We start from the raw sequence: 16,763 nt of genomic DNA on the forward strand, positions 1-16,763 counted from the left end.
AAAATTAAAAATAGTCCTCAACATAAGATAATAATTTCTTATGCTGAGGACTTAATTAATTATATTTTCTACTCCACTTGCCATCCATAGTTACCTTATCATCATTTAAAGAATAATTCGCTTTCCAGATATAAGTACTCATCCACAACTTACCGGGCATTGGTTGCCATCCAATTTCCGGATGCAATTGAAACTTAACTTTATTATTATTTTTCTTTATTTTATAACTTCCACCTAATATTCCTTTTATCTCATCACCACTGAATGAGAAATTTCCTTTAATCTCACAGTCATCTTTTAAAGATAAAATATCTGGTAGGGGTGGATATAATGTTACGCTCATCTTCTTTCCATCAAGTACATGTGTAACACTTTTAACTTCTAAATGTCCATGATTTTTTTCAATCTCATAGATGCAGTTATCCTTGATAACCTGTGTTTCATCTTCTAAAATTCTAAGGGGTTTCACTTCTCCATTATAGTTATTATTCCACTGCCTTATAATATTATTGAATGAGTATCTTAACATATAAACCCTTTGAAAATTACATAAAGGGAGTAACTTAATTGGCTTTAATTCTTTATTATCAATTTTAATATTTATCTTTGTACCCCTCTGCTTAATCATGTTAAACTTCTTTAAATATACCATTGGGAAAAAATCAGGCTTCTTTATATTAATCCCCATTGGTGCTATTAACCCAAAACACTCTTTTCTCTTTCTATTTTCTTCTATATAAAATTCTACTTTTCTATTATTTCTATCATTAACATCTAAAAATGCCATCAACCCTTTCTCAGTAAGTTCTAACCCAGCTTTCATTTCCTTACAAGGATTAATTGTCAATTTATTAAACATACTATTATAATCTTCTTCAGTAATTCCAGCCTCTTCATTAAAATAGATATCTACTTGTGAATGATCTAAAGTTGCCATTATAGCAACATAATGAGATTTACCATTCTTCCTAACTTGCTGTAATTCTATGCAGTTATAAATACTATCCCCTTTGAAATCTACTAAACAGATATTATCTACAATTCCACCCTCAGTACTTATATCAATTAAAGGAATAAACTCATCTTTACCTTCTCTAATATATATTTCTTTACCTAAAGAAGGATTTTTCTCGTATTTACTAACATCAACAGGATTACTATCAGGAACCATAAAAAATGGACATATCTTAGAAATTAATTTTTTCATTTAGTTTCCCCCTTACTTTATGAAAATACCTTACTGTTTTTCTCCAATAGGGCCATTACTTTTATTTTTCATTTATATTTTTTAAAATTAAAACCAAACAATAAATTATAATCAAAGTAATGATTGGAAAGATAGCACTCTCTACAAAACTAACCTTAACACCAGCATAAATCATAGCAATTATCATTGCTATAATAGCTATACCCATTGTAAAACCTTTCACAATTATCACAGATGATAATAGGTAACCCATAGGCTTTCTTTTTATTATTAATACCCCTGATACAACTGCCACAGGTACTATGAACCCCAAATCTAATCCTTGTATAACTAATGTAGTATAATGCTCTAACCCCTCAGGTACTGTACCATTTATCAATGCTGGTATAGTTCTTCCAAGCCAAAGCATTCCAAGTGCACTACCAAAAAATATCTGAAACCCTCCAATAAACTTTACTGGCAATTTCTTATTAAAATGTAATTCTAAATTTCCAATATCAAAGGACATCATGGTCAATATAAATGAAAAGAAACTAGCTGACATAAGTATTACATATACAAGGAACAGAGGATTATACATCCATAAAAACACATATGAAATATACGTGTATAAAAAATATCCTAAAGTTCCTGTTAGTAACACTCTGCCTTTAAGTGATCCCTTTCGTGATAAATAAAGAGATATTAACAGTAATGGAATTCCTAAAACCAGAGTTACAATATCCTGTGCTTTTCCCTGTGCCACCATTGAGATAGAATTAAGTTTATATATACCTCTACTATATACTTCTATTGTTTCACCATGTATTGATTTAAACTGAAATACCTCATTACTATCACTATAAAATATTCCAATTATTGAAGTAACTAAAGCTAATACAATAATTGATAAAACAAGAAAACTTATTACTTTTTTAAACTTCATTTTTAATCAACCCCATTAATAGATTTCTCAGTTCTATAATCTATACTCTATTCATTACCTTTGCAAAATTATCAATTTTTTCATCTGAAATATTTGATACATCCTTATCTATCTTAGCTACTTTCTTAACTATTAACCTTTCTAAGAAATTCATCTTTTTAATTATAAATTCTCCTCCAAAGGATTCTTTTGCAACAGCTTTTTCTATTAATTCTTGCGGAAAAGCATCATTTAATTGCTTCTCTACAACCTCATCTTCATGCATACCACAAATATACAATCCAACTTTCTTATCCTTCAACACATTCAAGTTTTCCATGGAAAACTGACTTACTTCTTTTCGAATTTTTCCAATATAAATAGACCCACCAATAATCACCTTATCATATAGCGTAATATCCAAATTCTTTTTTTCTTTCAAGTTATATAGCTCTACTTTTCCAGTAAGCTTTTCAGCTAGAATTTTTGCACACTTTTCAGTACACCCATGCTTTGTTCCATAAATTATTAATGTTTTCATTTTCAGACCTCCAAATTTAATAAAACTACTTATCTAAAAGAAACTCTATTTCTTTTTTTACTAAATCAATCATATCCTCTAAATTTTCTGTATTTCTCCTTTTCAAGAAAAACAACAGCTTTCCACTTAACATTGATGGAATTAAGTCCTGTAATAATTCTATATTTTCTTCTGGTATATATCCTTCTTTAACACATTCAATTAAGTTTTCTCTAAGGAGATTTCTTACTGAAGGACGTTTAATCTTTTGCATAAATTTTTGTGGTGCATCCCCTAAATCTTCTAAAAATATTAACTGAAACATGTCTGGATTTTCAGCAAAGTACCTAAAATAGGCGCATCCTTGAGTTATAACTTGCTCCTTAGGATTTTCTCCTTGTTTTTGACAACTAACCATATATTTATGACAATCTTCAAAGAAGTCAAAAACACAGTAGGTAAGGAGTGTATTTATATCATCAAAGTAATTATATATGGTTGCATAAGAGTACCCTGCTCGCTCTCCTACTTTTCTTGCAGAAAGACTCTTTACTCCCTCCTCTTTGATTATCTCTTTTGCTGCATCTATAAAATATTTCATCATTCTCTGTCTTTGTATTTCTTTTTTATCCATTTGCAGTCTCCATTTCATTAAATTTATTACTCTCTATATTTTTAATTAACATCGTTAATTAAATTAACATCGTTAATACCATTATATACCACCCGTTTTGTTTGTCAACAATATTTTCCAATTAGTACTCAAAATAAATAGCAGAGAAAATATCATTTTCTCTGCTATAATATAGTAACTATTTTCAGTTTAAATAATACATAAATTAATTAAATCTAGCTAACCACTCTCCTAAAACTGCTTTTAATTGAGGATGTATTGGCTGAGAAGCTCCTTTTTTGTATTGCTTCATCATATCAAAAATTGTTTTTTCACCTTTATACTCTCTTAACATATGATCCATATTATCTATAACCATACATTTGATATCATCATTTCCTAACTTCTCAATAGATTCTAAATCCACTGGATTAGCTTGAACATCCTTTACTCCTGTAATAGCTATAATTGGACATTGTGCATTATTTAATTTATCTAATATTTCCTCACTACTATATTTAAAATGTTCTCTATACCACTTAGCAGGTACTTTCCCTAGATTCATTCTAATGGTGTCCCCTGTAGAGTTCTCTAATTTATTGAAATACTTTTCTTCGTTCTTTAAAATCTTTCTTTCTTTAAAATTTGCCTTTAAAAGTACTCCTTTTAATCCCTTTAATGTTTTCGCTTCATTTATGATAGAAATATTCTGATAATGCAAAAAATGTTTAAGATTTTTTCCTGCACCTGAAAGTAATATAACTCCACTTACTGGTGTTATTTCATTAGCTAAAGTTGATAATATACACCCTTCACTGTGTCCAAGTAATATTATCTTATCTTTATCTACTTTAAGATGGTTTTGTAGAAATTTTATATTATTATTAATATCATTAATTAGATCACTCATTCCAGTAGAATTAAACTCTCCTTCACTTTCTCCAGATCCTCTTTTATCATATCTTAAAGTAATGAAACCTAGTTCTGAAATAAAATGTGCTATTTTCTTATATATATTAAAACTCATTCCTGGTCTATTTATATTTCCATCTCTATCTGCTGGTCCAGAACCATTAACAATTAAAACTGCAGGTAGCTTTTCCTTATCCATTTGAGGTATTGCTAATGTGCCTTTTAATATCACCTCTCCCTTTATTGTTACTTGCTCCTCAATAAAATTTCTTTTCATAATTAATTCCCCCATTAGATTATTGTTATTATTATCAATAATGATAATAATATTTTTAAAAAATATGTAATCTACTGATATTATTTATTATCATAAATAGTGGGCATAGTTATTGTAGTAATTTTTCTCAATTTTCTTTCTGGTGATGTCCCATTATCCCTTACCTTATCAAAGGCTTTTATTAAATCTCCCATAAACTCATTATATTCTTCATCACTTAAATACATTGCTACACTTTTGAAAGTAACACCATCTTTCTCTAAGTCTGGATTTTCAGTATGAATATATCTTTCAAAATCCCCTAATAAAATCATTAAAAAATTATAAAATAAATTTAAACATTGATTCTTCTCCTCTAAATCAAAGTCTTTTTTAACTGTTTTATATGGATTAGGATCAATGGCATATACTTTTTCTACTGCACCTCTAACTCTATTTTCTTTAATTACTGTTATGGCGCTAACTTTCAATAGCTTATTTAAATGCCTATATAACGTTGCCTGAGGTACATCTGGTAACTCCTTTGCAATTTGTTGTACAGTCATACTTCTATTTTTCATTAAAGACTGAACTATCCTCATTCTTATTGGATGTAATATACAATTCAATAATTGACTATCCATTTTATGTCCTCCTAATCAATTGTTCTCACTTATTATAATATTATCATTTTTGATAATGGTCAATAGTTTTTTGTTAATTTTTTACTTTTATTCTTTTCTAATTTTATTACCCATTTTATCTAATGATTTCAAATTAAATATATTAAACCTTTTTGGTTATTTATGTAATAACATGATATACTTTACATTAAGATACATATTATTTTTAATACATAAAATATTTGTTTTATGCGGTAAAGAAAAGGTAATAAGTACAGTTCAGTAGTAAGATATTATTCATTAAGATGGAGGATAGAGTAAAAATGAGGAAAATAATTTTTAGTGGAATTTGTATGTTGATAAGTGCTATCGGTATTATTGCAATGATTATAGTATCATTAAATGGCAATAAAGTATATGGGAGTATAAATGGCTCTACTGATATGTTAACTTATTTAAATTTGTACGGGGTCACTCCAATTTTTAGTGCGTTCTGTTTACTTGGTATATTAGGACTTTGTATAGGTTTATGGGGTATTATTGATAAAAGCAATTCAAAATAGAAGGTACACAATTTTCTTATTTAATGTACCAAATAAAGAAATTAATTAATTCATAAAAAAAGAGTATTATGAAATAAGAAATCTATATAAATTACATAAATGCTTATAAGGATTTGAAAAGGAGATAGTTAATACTATCTCCTTTTACTTTTCATCAAGTATCCACTCTACAGCTTCTTTTAAAGAATCAACTATTACATCTCTATGTTTTAATTTTCTTAAATGCTTCTCCCCATGACCAGTCAATACATAAATCCCTGTTGCACCAGCATTAACTGCTAGCTCTACATCTGAAGGATGATCTCCAATAACAAAAGAGTTTTTCAAATCTATATCTAACTTTTTCTCTGCTTCTAAAAGAAAATACGGATTAGGTTTTCTACAAATACATTTATCTTCATTTATATGAGTACAACAGTACACTTCTCTAATGTGTATATCATTTTTTCTTAATTCATCTAAAATATATTCATGTACCTTATCCACTCCTTCTTCTGTTATTAACCCTCTGCCTATTCCTGACTGGTTTGTAACTATGAAAAGTTCATAATGCTTGTTAAGCTCCTTTAATGCCTCCATAGTAAAAGGAAAAAACTTTACTTCCTCAATTGTATCAATATAACCACTGTCTTCAATTATTACACCATCTCTATCAAGAAAAACTGCCTTCTTCATATATAATCTCTCCTTCTACATTATTATTAACTAAATTTAAACATATCTATTTTAGGAAATAATCCAAAAAGTCCTCCTGTATGGATAAATAAAATATTTTTATGATCTTTGAATCTTCCTTTTTTAATTTCATTCACCAAACCATACATCGCTTTTCCAGTATAAACAGGATCAAAAATAACTCCTTCTAATTGAGCCAATTCTCTTATGAATTCTATCTCTTCAGGTCTACTTAAAGCATATCCTCTACCTACATATCCATCAATTATATTGATCTCATCTCTATCAAACTTAAGACTTTCACCCATTATATCTAAACTTTCATGAAGTATTTCCTCAATTCTATTCTCAAAGTGTTCTGCATTATTACATACATTTACTCCATAAATCTTACTTTTATGATTTTGAATCTTATTAGCTAGAAAAACCCCTCCATAGGTTCCCCCTGATCCAACTGTAAGGACTACAGCATCGAAGTTTATTTCCATCTCTTTTTCTTGTTTAATAATTTCTTCCATAGCTTTATAATATCCAAAGGTTCCTATTCCATCTGAAGCCCCTTCTGGAATTATATAAGCCTTATGTCCTTCTTTAGCTAATTCCTCTTTTATGTTCTCCATAATTTCCATTCTTTTTTCTTTATACTCTTCTGGAGTAATAAATCTAACTTGTGCACCTAGTACTTTATCTAAAAAAAGATTTCCATCAAGTTTCTCTTCCTCACTTCCTCTAAGAACTAAATATGATTTCATTCCTAGTCTAGCTGCTGCAGCTGCTGTGGCTCTTGCATGATTTGATTGAAGTCCTCCACAAGTTATAAGGAAATCACACCCTTGATCTAATGCCTTTTTTACCGTAAACTCTAATTTTCTTATCTTATTACCTGAAACTTCTGTGCCTGTTTCATCATCCCTTTTAATATAAATATTTGGTCCTCCAAGTTTTTTAGATAACCTTTCTAATCTCTGAATTCTAGTAGGCAGGTTAGCAAGTTCAATTCTTTCTGGAATCCTTTTCATTATATTTCCCCCCTAATTGTCTATGATTTATCTATATTAATCTTATCCCCTATATACATGCTTTAATTTTAATTTCTCGAAGAGAAATATCCCACGTTTTCAACTCTCCATTTTCCATTTTCAACTAAAAATCTTTTTATTATAAATCTTTTTATTATTTATCAAATCCCATATACTTTTGATGCTTTTATAAGAAATTCCTACCACTAATTTACCATTAATACACAAAAAAAGATACCCTATAAAAGAGTATCTTTAATAATATTTTTATGAGATTTTATCCCAATTATCCTTGTTAAAATTCAACATAGAAAAGTCTTTTGGCATATTTACATAAGTTAATTGATATATTGCATTAAACAATTTAAATAAATTTATTTGAAAGTACATTTATCTTTATTCTCCCATATCCATAGAAGCATTTCACGATTAACCATAGCTATATTTTTATACTCCTCTTTATTACCAAGCCATGCAATGAAAATCATCTCAATTGAATATATAACATAAGGAATAGCTTGTTTTTCTACTTCTGTTAAATCACAGATGTTGTCATAACCTTTAATTACACCCTGAAGTAATTCCGGCCATTTTTCATAACCATTTTCAATTTTTCCCGCTTCTGAAAGTATTCCAGTTGCACAATAGCATGGATCAAAAATCCTAACATTTCTTTCACTAATTTCAAAATCAACAAATCCACTAACCTCTCTATTGCTAAATATTATATTAGATGGATTAGGATCTCTATGAATCACATTATGAGGAAGTTTTAAATATAGATCTTTGAAATTATCCAAATAGTCTTTAAAGAATTCATCTGGTAAAGGACAACCCCATTGTTCCATATTTCGCTTTGTTTCAGGTAATGCCCAATCTACTACAGTTTTATATAGATTATTATTATTAACTTCTATATTCTCCTCTTGCTTTACAAATACTTTATGAAGCTTTCCTATAGCCTCTCCATATTTCTTACCAGTTTCTACCCTATCACTCCTGTATCTTTCTTCTGGTGTTAAAAACTTACCTTCAATACGATTAAGCAATACAAAATATCTATCATCTATCACAACAAAGTCCTCGCCTTTTTTTGTTTTAATAGGCGATGCCGTATTAATTTTCTCAGCTTTTAGTGCATTTGTTATAGCAATGTGAGTACGAAGCCCAGAAATATTCATTCCTGTTTTAAGAACATATTTTTCACCTATATTCCATGTATTATTTGCTTTTACCGCCCCTCCTGCTACATAGATTGTACCAATCTCACTCTTTGTATTAATATCCCAGTTTGATAATAATTGTCTTATTTGTGTTTGTGTTAACATAATTTTTCCCTCCGCTCTTAAATCTATCGACACAGGTTTTTTAGCCGATCTTATTTTTAAATATTTTTTAGGAGAACATCCATATTCACGTTTAAAAGCTTTAAAGAATCCTGCATGGGTATTAAACCCATATTCCAGAGCAACATTTATTAATTTCTTACCACTATCAGCTTCATATATTGCATGCATTAATCTGCGCTTTGTTATATACGCAAGTACCGGTATACCTATATACGAACCAAATAAATGATAAAAATGATAGAGTGAAAACCCTGAAAGATCAGCAAGTTCTTCTGCTGTAATCTCTGCTTTTAGATTCTCCTCAATGTAATTTATTGCCTTTTGCAAAATATCTATTGTATTCATATAATCTGTCCTCCTAACTGATAAATTAAATTTATCATAAGCATATTTTAAAAATATTTCCTGTGTTGCGAAGTTCCATAATTTAATAATTTCTACAACTTATATTATTTTTCCTATGTATCTTCCTAAAGAAAAAAACATACTCTTTAAAATTATCACTAATACACAAAAAAGATACCCTGTCCAAGAGTATCGTTTGAAATATTAATTAAAACATTTGTCTCTATTCTCCCACATCCATAAAAGCATTTTACGGTTAAACATTGCTACATCTTTCTCGTTACCTTTATCAGCAAGATATGCAATAAAAATCATCTGAATTGAGTAAATCACATATGGAATTGCCTCTTTCTCTTCTTTTGTTAAATTGCAGATATTATCATAACCTTCAATTATTCCATTAAGAATTTCTGGCCACTTTTCAAATCCTTCCTCAACCCTATCAGCTTCTGAAAGTATGCCTGTTGCACAATAACATGGATCAAAAAGTCTTACATATCTCCTGCTTATCTCGAAATCTACAAATCCACTTACCTGACCATTGTTAAATAAAATATTTGATGGATTAGGATCTCTATGAATTATCTGTTTAGGTAATTTTGAACAAAGCTCCTTGAAATTCTCCAGGTAATTGTTATAAAATTCTTCTGGTAAAGGGCAACCCCATTGTTCCATAAGGCTCTTAGTTTCAGGCATTGCCCATTCAATTACTGTTTTATACATATCATAATCATTAACTTCAATGTTCTCCTCTTGATTTAAAAGAACTTTATGAAGCTTTCCTATAGCTTCTCCATATTTATTAGCAGTTTCTACTCTATTATCATTATATCTTTCTTCTGGTAATAAATATCTACCTTCAATTCGGTTAAATAAAATATAATATCTATCATCTAATGTTAAAAAATCCTCATTATTTTTCGTTTTAAATGGACTTCCATCAATTATTCCCTCTGCACTTAGTGCATTTGTAACAGAAAGGTGTGTACGAAGTCCTGCAAAATCCTTCCCTGTTTTAAGAATATAGTCTTCACCTATACTCCATGTGGTTTCTGATTTAACAGCACCACCTACAACATACATTGTTCCAATTTCACCTTTAACATCTATGTCCCAGTTTGATAATATTTGTCTTATTTGAGTTTGTGTTAACATAAATTTCCCCTCCGCTTTCAAGTTTATCGGCACAGGTTTTTTAGCCGATGTTAATTTTAAATACTTCTTGGGAGAACATCCAAATTCACGCTTAAAAGCCTTAAAGAATCCTGAATGAGTATTAAATCCATACTCTAAGGAAATAGCTAATAACTTTTTACCACTACGTGCTTCATAAATTGCATGCATTAATCTTCGTTTTGTTATATAGGCAAGTACCGGTATACCTATATAAGAACCAAATAGATGATAAAAATGATATACTGAAAATCCTGAAAGTTCAGCTAATTCCTCTGCTGTGATTTCTGCTTTTAAGTTTTCTTCAATGTAATCTATGGTCTTCTGCATTATATCTATTGTCTCCATGTGTTACTTCCTCCCAATTGATAATATAACTTTAACATATTCATACTTAAAAAAAATTTCCTGTATTGCGAAGTTCCTTTAATTTATAATTTCTACCTTTTATCTATATTTCCTATCTACTATACTAAAATAAAACCGTACCTTCCTTGGTACGGTTAATGTTGTATTATATTTTTATTAAGTCTTCTAACGACTGCTTAATATCATATTCAATTAAAATAATTTTATCTTTAATATCTTTCCTTATTCCATGTTCAGTAGTATTAAATCTTATCAAAGTTGCATCATTTAACTGTTTAACCATTCTTTCAAAAGGAAATCTTATTATCCCAGGCGTATTAAAGCCAACCCCTAACTCTAAAAGTACTATTTTATGCCCCATAGCTGACTCTACAAATTCATAATACTCATCTATATTTGCTAAATGTGGTTTATCAACAAAAGTATCATCCACTCTCAAATTAGGGCGTAATAATCTACCACACCTCGGACAAATTGGTACTTCTTCTTCCTCTATAATAAGCTTATCTTCATCAAAACTACTAAGCATATTCTCAATCATAGCTTTATTGTTGTAAGCATCCTCACTACAAGGTTTTTCACATTGAAAATATGCATAACTCCCTTGAGGGGCAAAAATTTTCTTTTCATCAAAGTTTCCTTTATAAAACTGTCCGTCACAATTGGTTGTAATAATGAAATAATTTTTATCTTTAATTAACTCATAAAGATCTTCATAGGGTTTAGTAAGGTTTGCTCTATAATATATATTGTTTATATGATTAGCCCAATATCCCCAAAAACTTTTCTTATTTTCTTGTGAAACACTCCAGTTGTCTACTAATCCATCCCAAATGGTCTTATATCCTTTCTTAATAAAAGGGGAATACTTCTCTTTAAATATATCTTTATTACCATAGTCCAATCCACCTGCCGCTGATAAGCCTGCTCCAGCTCCAACAAGTACATAGTCCGCTTTATCAATAATCTTTTTTATTTTTTTCAATTTTTGAGAATAGGTTTTTGTAAACATTTAAATCCTCCTCCGAAAAGACATTGAATACTACTTTCTCAAGGTTATGTGGCTTTCTCTCCAAATAATTCAACACTGTTCTCACTGCAATTTCTGCTGCTCTTTTTTTAGGAAAACAGAATTCACCTGTTGATATACAACAAAAAGCTATTGTCTTAAGATCTTCAATCTCTTTTGCACTTTCAAGACATGATTCATAACAAGAAGCCAGCTGCCACTCCTGAAAAGCAGTCACCTTATCAGTAATAATTGGACCAACAGTGTGAATAACATATTTTGCAGGAAGATTAAACCCTTTGGTTATTTTAGCTTCACCTGTATGTTCATCATAACCTTGGCTTTCCATAATTTTATAACATTCATTTCTAAGTTGCATTCCACTTGCAGAATGAATAGCATTATCTATACATTTATGCATGGGTATAAAACACCCTAGCAACTTACTATTGGCAGCATTTACAATTGCATCAACAGCTAAAGTAGTAATATCACCTTTCCATAATAAAATTTTCTCACCAAATTTTGTATCTATTTCATCAACATGAGTTATTATCTTATCATTCAACTCTGCTGTAAGAAGTTCATCTTGAACCCTATAGAATTCCTTTGACAACTGAATTGGAGAAGTAATATTCATAAGACTTCTCAATAGATTTCTTTTACGATTATATTCTTCTGGAATCTCAATCTTCAGTTTATTTACCTCATACAACTCTTCTATTAGAAATTGAACTGCACACTCTCTGTTCATACTTCATCACCTTCCAATCAAAATGATAAATATAGTAATCACCTTATCATCTGCATTTTACTTTTTTATGAATAGCTATCTTTAACATACATTTATTATAGTGAGTTTATGAAATAATTAGAATGTCAAAATCCCTTTAAAAACTGTAAAAACGAAACCTTAAAAGCTATTAAAAATAAGTTTAAGTATTACAACTATTAGCATATTAACAATATCTTAGGTAGATACTATATATATATAATACTAGAAGAGGTGTTTATTATGAAAAAATTGCTCTATATTACTTGTAACTCAAAACCAGAAAATATATCTGCTAGCAAGACAGTTGGAAGAGAGTTTATAAATGCATTCCTTGAAAAAAACAACGATTTCGAACTTAAAGAGATAGAACTTTATGATATAAATATTCCTAGACTTCATTATAAATATTTTAAAGGGAGAAATGAAATTGTTGATGAACAGGTATATGATAAACTATCAGAAGATGAGAAAAAAGAAGTGGCTAGAATAGTTGAACTTGCAAAAGAATTCAAAGATGCAGACTTTTATGTAATAGCAGCACCTATGTGGAGCCTTTTGTTTCCAGCACCATTAAAAGAATATTTGGATTGTATAATCCAACAGGATATAACCATAAAAATTGAGCCAAATGATATTAGAGGTTTACTAGATGATAAATGCAGAACCATGGTATATATTCAATCTTCAGGAGGACCAGTTCCTTGGCTTCTTGAAAGAAAGATAAATCATGGTGGAACATATTTAAAAGATATTTTTAAGTTTCTTAGAATAAAACATTTCCATGAAATTTTTGTTGATAATACTCAATTTACTGAGGAACAAGAACATAAGGCTGTTGAAAAAGGCAAAAAAGAAGCTAGAGATTTAGCATCAAGCCTTTAGATTTTCAAACAATTTTTATTAAAAATAGCCAATGATTTATATAATACATTGGCTATTTTACTTATCTTATAAACTAAAATTTACCGTTATTATTCTTCCATTCTTCTTTAGCAGGGATATTTTCAATAACATCCCAGTGTTCTGCTATCTTACCATTTTCAACTCTAAATAAATCATAGTAAGCTACTTTCTGTCCACCAAAAGTTCCTTCACTTACTGATAATACAAAATTACCTTTTCCTAATATCATATGATTTTCTTCATACACCATATTAATTCCTTGCTCAGCCATAGCTTGTATCCCTTGTCCTAATCCTGATAATCCATCTGCTATTTGAGTATTATGCTGGATATAATTATCACCATTAAAATACTCTCCCATTACATCATATTTTCCTGCCATTAAAACAGTTTCCACAAAGTCTTTAACAAGTGCTTTATTTTCTTCTGTCTTATCTAGATTAACAACTTCTGTTACTCCATCAAGTTGTGTTCTTCCACTTGGATTTGTTTCTTCACTCTTCACAGTTAAGTTATCCCAATGTTCTACAATTAAGCCCTCTTCAAATCTAAAAATATCAAATCCTACTTTTGGTCCAAAGAAATTATAATCTGTTTGTGTTACAACGTAGTCTCCATCTTCAAATACTCTAACTACATCAACTTTTGCACTTCCTGGTGGAAGCATACTAAGTAATTCTCCAAATCCTGCTAACCCATCTCCCGCAGAAAGATTATGCTGAATATACTTTTCTGGATTAATATATGCAATAGCTTCTGAATCCCCTGTTTCGATACTATTCAAAACCGCTACTACTTTTTCTGAGTTACTTAATTCTTCTTTACTTATTTCCTCATTAATGCTAACTTTTATTTTTTGTTCTGGGAAAATCAAATGTGGATTTTTAAGATTGTTTATCTCTGCAAGGTTCTCCCATGTTGTGTTATACTTTCTTGCTATTTTCCAAAGTACATCACCTTTCTTTACAGTGTAGTATTCATCATTAGCAAAAGCAGTAGTTGATGCACTAAAAAGCATCCCAAGTGCTAAAGTTGCTGTTATTGCTTTCTTCATAATTGTTCCCTCCTAAATACTTAAATGTGTGGTAAGTTATATTAATTTTTATTTTTTGTACTTCCTTCCATTTGCTTAATATTATTCTATATTTATGAAGGGTAAAAGACCATATAAAAAAGAACCGAAAAAATGTAACAATGAAACCTTTCCAGTTCTTTTTTTTATTTTATTTACTTTTAAATTATAGTGTATAATGCTTCCTATTTAAGTATAGAAGTTCTTTACTGTTCTCTCTAAACTGTAAAACCCCTTTACTTTAAGATTATTATCTTGTACTATACTCTTAATCCGATTCTCATCTTCTATATCATACATGATAGATATTCCACAACAAGTTGATAACTGTCTTGGTGTAGGAGATATTGTATATTTGATACCTTCTTTTTTTAAATACGATTCTACTTTTAACCCATCAGTATGACTATCAAACAATATATAATATTTCATTTATTACACCTTACATCATTTCTAAGAAAGCTTCTATTCTAGTTTTAATTTGACCTGAATCTTCATTAGAATAATCTGTTTCAATTCTCATTACAGGGATATTCTTTTCTCTTAAAGCATCCTGTATACTTTTACTTTCTATAGAATATGTGTGACAGAAGGATAATCCGTAATCAATTACTCCATCAACATCATATTCTTCAGCATATCTTACAAGATCATCAATTCTTCCTGTGTTTGGTGTAAAACATGCACAGTTGATGTTTAAGTATCTATCTCCTAAATTTCTAATAAGTTCTTCAAGAGTTTCTCCCTCTTCACAAACCTCATTCTCAAAGTATCTTGTTCCTGTACAAGTTTCCTCAACAACTACTTGAGCATTTAAATTTTCAATTATTGAGTGCATTTTCCAGTTTGGAAGAGCCATTGGAGTACCAGTTATCATGATTCTTTTCTTGCCTTCATCAACTTGTTTCTTAATTCTTTCTTCTAATTCATCACAAAGATTAGATACATTCTCGATGAATCTTTCAGGATCATCATAAAAAGCTATTTGAGAAATTAATAGAGAATCAAGTCCGCTAATTGGAGATGGTTTGAACTTTCTTAAATCATAAAGTCTCTTAAGTACTCTTCTCTTTCTATTACATAAGTTTATCGCTTTTTTAAGGTTTTCTACAGTCAATTTATTTCCTGTTAACTCTTCCATTTTATCAATAAATATTTGAATTTCCTCATTCCACATTGTATGGTCTTTACATCTCTTCATCTGAGGAAGATCCATAACATGTACTGGTTTATATTCATTTAATATTTCCCATGCTTTTTTCTTTCCATCACATGTAGTTTCTCCTATTAACATATCACATGATTGAAAATATGGACATGTTTTATCAACCATTGCTCCTGTGAATGCTTTTATAAGAGGACATAAATTTTTAGGAAGTACTTTCTCTCCACTCTCTATCCAGAATTGAGAACCCGCACAAAGTCCTACCCCCACTGCATCTAAGGCAAGTATCACCTCATCTGGTACAAATACACAGAATGTACCAACTACTTTTTTACCACTTTTTCTTGCTTCTTCTAATTCTTGTACTCTAAGACCATGTACTTCAGAAATAACAAAGTTGAAGTAATTCATCCCTTCTGGTCTATCTTTCTGATCTAAATACACTGAACTATATAATTCAGGTAATACCTCACATAATTGATCGTGTCTTTCAAGGTCCATATTCAATCTTTTCCACATATCTCTATAATCTGCCATACTGTACCCTCCTGAAACTTTCTTATTCTATAAAACACAATATATCAGTTCTAAATTCATTCTATCATATATAATTATATTTAGAATTTTTGTTTTATAATAGATAATACCCCATCTATTGTTTTTTTGAATGATTAATTTTTTATTGATACTTTTTATATTCTTATGTACATTTTTTAAAACATTTGAATATAATATATTGAAGAATTATGACGAAATTACTCTACTAATGATTAGAAATTTAAAATAATAATATAAGGAAGGTTATAAATGGGTACTAACTGTTTTACTTTTAAACTTAGAACTCAATTTAGCTTTATTGTAGATGATTGTACTCTTAGTCACATTTTAGACTGTATTGCTAAAAAAGGAATTAATATTACAGGTTATTTTCAAACAAAGCTCTTCGATCCAAATAATAAATGTCACCCAAAATTCGATTTAAATTTAGTTAGACTTGTAGTTGGTAGCACTGATTGTGAAAGTAACAAGGATCTACTTGGAGTAAAGGAAGTACTTTGCTATCATTGTGTTGATTTTGAAGAAAAATACGTTATTCAAGTAGTTAACATTACTCCTGGAACTCCAGGTTTATTTAGCTCTATAAATAAGGCTTTATTATGTAATGTAACAATTAATGCTCTCTATGAAGGTGAAGAGTCCGAGTTCTTCATTGATGTATCAGATATTTGTAAAGCCTTAAAAATCTTATCAAAACCACCTGTGAAACACTGTGAAAAAGATTGCTGCTCATGTTGTTCTGATGACTAGAAA

18 protein-coding genes are annotated in these 16,763 nt (G+C 29.5%); 3 read left to right on the forward strand and 15 right to left on the reverse strand.

Annotated features, from left to right (window positions below):
* Positions 1-55 precede the first annotated feature (55 nt).
* The 6 genes from OW730_RS23830 to OW730_RS23855 form a co-directional block, all read right to left on the reverse strand.
* Positions 56-1,207: a hypothetical protein gene (locus OW730_RS23830; protein WP_271226549.1), complete on the reverse strand. Its 1,152-nt coding sequence runs from the start codon at positions 1,205-1,207 to the stop codon at positions 56-58.
* Positions 1,208-1,268: 61 nt separating this feature from the next.
* Positions 1,269-2,132 (reverse strand): hypothetical protein, encoded by an 864-nt coding sequence (locus OW730_RS23835; RefSeq protein ID WP_271226550.1) that lies wholly within the window; start codon positions 2,130-2,132, stop codon positions 1,269-1,271.
* Positions 2,133-2,172: 40 nt separating this feature from the next.
* Positions 2,173-2,652 carry a flavodoxin domain-containing protein gene (locus tag OW730_RS23840; protein WP_271226551.1) on the reverse strand — a complete coding sequence of 160 codons (480 nt, stop codon included), beginning with the start codon at positions 2,650-2,652 and terminating at the stop codon, positions 2,173-2,175.
* A 25-nt stretch (positions 2,653-2,677) separates the two neighbouring features.
* Entirely contained in the window at positions 2,678-3,265 is a 588-nt protein-coding gene (locus OW730_RS23845; protein ID WP_271226552.1) for a TetR/AcrR family transcriptional regulator, read from the reverse strand.
* Between the two features lie 205 nt (positions 3,266-3,470).
* Positions 3,471-4,433, reverse strand: coding sequence for an alpha/beta hydrolase (locus tag OW730_RS23850; protein WP_271226553.1), 963 nt, complete (start codon positions 4,431-4,433; stop codon positions 3,471-3,473).
* An 80-nt stretch (positions 4,434-4,513) separates the two neighbouring features.
* The gene (locus OW730_RS23855) at positions 4,514-5,056 is read right to left on the reverse strand and encodes a helix-turn-helix domain-containing protein (protein WP_271226554.1); all 543 of its coding nucleotides are present in this window, start codon (positions 5,054-5,056) and stop codon (positions 4,514-4,516) included.
* Between the two features lie 302 nt (positions 5,057-5,358).
* On the opposite strand from OW730_RS23855, the gene OW730_RS23860 reads away from it, so the two are divergent.
* Positions 5,359-5,598: a hypothetical protein gene (locus tag OW730_RS23860; RefSeq protein ID WP_271226555.1), complete on the forward strand. Its 240-nt coding sequence runs from the start codon at positions 5,359-5,361 to the stop codon at positions 5,596-5,598.
* Between the two features lie 144 nt (positions 5,599-5,742).
* Here OW730_RS23860 and OW730_RS23865 read toward each other — a convergent pair whose 3' ends face one another.
* The 6 genes from OW730_RS23865 to OW730_RS23890 all read right to left on the reverse strand — a co-directional run bounded on the left by OW730_RS23865 (position 5,743) and on the right by OW730_RS23890 (position 12,291).
* On the reverse strand, positions 5,743-6,273 hold the full coding sequence (locus tag OW730_RS23865) for a D-glycero-alpha-D-manno-heptose-1,7-bisphosphate 7-phosphatase (RefSeq protein WP_271226556.1): 531 nt from the start codon (positions 6,271-6,273) through the stop codon (positions 5,743-5,745).
* 26 nt (positions 6,274-6,299) lie between these two features.
* Complete coding sequence (locus OW730_RS23870; protein ID WP_271226557.1) at positions 6,300-7,292, reverse strand: D-cysteine desulfhydrase family protein; 993 nt, start codon at positions 7,290-7,292, stop codon at positions 6,300-6,302.
* 374 nt (positions 7,293-7,666) lie between these two features.
* The gene (locus OW730_RS23875; RefSeq protein ID WP_271226558.1) at positions 7,667-8,986 is read right to left on the reverse strand and encodes a helix-turn-helix domain-containing protein; all 1,320 of its coding nucleotides are present in this window, start codon (positions 8,984-8,986) and stop codon (positions 7,667-7,669) included.
* A 204-nt stretch (positions 8,987-9,190) separates the two neighbouring features.
* Positions 9,191-10,507 carry a helix-turn-helix domain-containing protein gene (locus OW730_RS23880; RefSeq protein WP_271226559.1) on the reverse strand — a complete coding sequence of 439 codons (1,317 nt, stop codon included), beginning with the start codon at positions 10,505-10,507 and terminating at the stop codon, positions 9,191-9,193.
* Between the two features lie 166 nt (positions 10,508-10,673).
* Positions 10,674-11,540: an NAD-dependent protein deacetylase, SIR2 family gene (locus OW730_RS23885; RefSeq protein ID WP_271226560.1), complete on the reverse strand. Its 867-nt coding sequence runs from the start codon at positions 11,538-11,540 to the stop codon at positions 10,674-10,676.
* Positions 11,488-12,291, reverse strand: coding sequence for a protein-ADP-ribose hydrolase (locus OW730_RS23890; protein WP_271226561.1), 804 nt, complete (start codon positions 12,289-12,291; stop codon positions 11,488-11,490). Before OW730_RS23890 ends, OW730_RS23885 begins: the two co-directional genes overlap by 53 nt.
* A gap of 261 nt (positions 12,292-12,552) precedes the next feature.
* Between OW730_RS23890 and OW730_RS23895 the strand changes: the two genes are divergently transcribed.
* Positions 12,553-13,194, forward strand: coding sequence for an FMN-dependent NADH-azoreductase (locus OW730_RS23895; protein ID WP_271226562.1), 642 nt, complete (start codon positions 12,553-12,555; stop codon positions 13,192-13,194).
* Positions 13,195-13,267: 73 nt separating this feature from the next.
* Here OW730_RS23895 and OW730_RS23900 read toward each other — a convergent pair whose 3' ends face one another.
* The 3 genes from OW730_RS23900 to OW730_RS23910 form a co-directional block, all read right to left on the reverse strand.
* Entirely contained in the window at positions 13,268-14,269 is a 1,002-nt protein-coding gene (locus OW730_RS23900; RefSeq protein WP_271226563.1) for a LysM peptidoglycan-binding domain-containing protein, read from the reverse strand.
* A gap of 207 nt (positions 14,270-14,476) precedes the next feature.
* Positions 14,477-14,719 (reverse strand): DUF3343 domain-containing protein, encoded by a 243-nt coding sequence (locus OW730_RS23905; RefSeq protein ID WP_271226564.1) that lies wholly within the window; start codon positions 14,717-14,719, stop codon positions 14,477-14,479.
* 10 nt (positions 14,720-14,729) lie between these two features.
* Positions 14,730-15,989 (reverse strand): double-cubane-cluster-containing anaerobic reductase, encoded by a 1,260-nt coding sequence (locus OW730_RS23910; protein ID WP_271226565.1) that lies wholly within the window; start codon positions 15,987-15,989, stop codon positions 14,730-14,732.
* Between the two features lie 270 nt (positions 15,990-16,259).
* Between OW730_RS23910 and OW730_RS23915 the strand changes: the two genes are divergently transcribed.
* The gene (locus OW730_RS23915) at positions 16,260-16,760 is read left to right on the forward strand and encodes a hypothetical protein (RefSeq protein WP_271226566.1); all 501 of its coding nucleotides are present in this window, start codon (positions 16,260-16,262) and stop codon (positions 16,758-16,760) included.
* The last annotated feature ends 3 nt before the right edge of the window (positions 16,761-16,763 follow it).

This window comes from Oceanirhabdus sp. W0125-5 (assembly GCF_027938815.1).
Lineage (GTDB): Bacteria > Bacillota > Clostridia > Clostridiales > Clostridiaceae > Oceanirhabdus.